This is a genomic window from Kribbella sp. NPDC049584, assembly GCF_040675555.1.
Classification (GTDB): Bacteria; Actinomycetota; Actinomycetes; order Propionibacteriales; family Kribbellaceae; genus Kribbella.
In genome coordinates this window covers 1-1,123 of the sequence record NZ_JBFAPF010000027.1, presented here as the reverse complement: position 1 = coordinate 1,123, position 1,123 = coordinate 1, and the positions used below count along the sequence as shown (strand labels likewise).

The 1,123-nt window shown below is 66.7% G+C and carries 1 protein-coding gene; it reads right to left on the bottom strand.

Annotation, left to right across the window (positions count from 1 at the left end; genetic code table 11):
- Positions 1-998: IS481 family transposase (locus tag AB0J62_RS40470; RefSeq protein WP_363883219.1), on the bottom strand; the 998-nt coding region annotated here is incomplete at its 3' end.
- Positions 999-1,123 lie beyond the last annotated feature (125 nt).

The following is a 1,123-nucleotide window of genomic DNA, read 5'->3' as shown; positions in this document are numbered from 1 at the left end:
CTGTACTGACCAGGCAGGTTAGTTAAGCGGGTGATGGGTGGGACTTTGCCGATCGCGGTGTGGGGTCGGTGGTGGTTGTAGTGGTGCAGCCATGCTGGCAGGGCTGCTCGGCGGGTGGTTTCGTCGGGGTAGAAGTTGGCGAAGGCCCAGCCGTCGGCGAGGGTGCGGTGGAAGCGTTCGATCTTGCCGTTGGTCTGGGGTCGGTAGGGGCGGGTTCGTTTGGGTGTGATGCCTAGTTCGGTGCAGGTGTCGCGCCACAGGTGGCTGATGTAGGCGGAGCCGTTGTCGGACAGGACGCGTTCGATGGTGGTGATGCCGCGGTCGGCGTACCAAGCGACGGCGTTTCGGAGTACTGCGGTGGCGGTGGCGGCGGTTTCGTCGTTGTGGATTTCGGCGTAGGCGAGGCGGGAGTGGTCGTCGATGACGGTGTGGACGTAGGCGGTGCCGATGTTGGGTGCGTGGCGGGTGTTGCGTTGGCCGGTGCGGCGGGCGGTTGCTGAGCGGTTCTGGTGGCCGCGGGTTTTGCCCAGGTAGCGCCAGCCGCCGCCGTCGGGGATGTTGCCGAGTTTCTTGACGTCGACGTGGAGCATCGCGCCGGGGTGGGGGTGTTCGCAGCGGCGGATCGGTTCGCCGCTGATCCGGTCCAGGTGAGACAGCCGGTTGAGGTGGCAGCGGCGGAGTACGGCGTGCACGGTCGAGGAGGCCAGGCCGAGCTGGTCGCCGATGCCGACCGGTCCGAGGCGTTTGCGGCGGCGCAGGCTGACGATCCGGCGCACGAGGCGTGTCGGTGTCCGGTTGGCCTGGTGGTGCGGGCGAGACGACCGATCGTTCATGCCGGCCGGTCCGTGGTCGCGGTACCGCTCGACCCACCGTTTCGCGGTCGGCCAGGCCACCTGGAACAACTCAGCTGCCTGACTGATCGGCCAGCCGTCGTCGATCACGAGACGCGCGAGCCGCAAACGGGCGCGCGGGGTCAAGGCAGCGTTAGCGTGAGACACGAAGACCTCCCGGGTCGTTGGAGCGGTTCCTAGACAGCTCCACTCCACGCCGGGAGGTCTTCACCTATCAAGAACATTCACTTCGTGTCGTCGCACGATCTCGACCAACGTGCCTGGTCAGTACA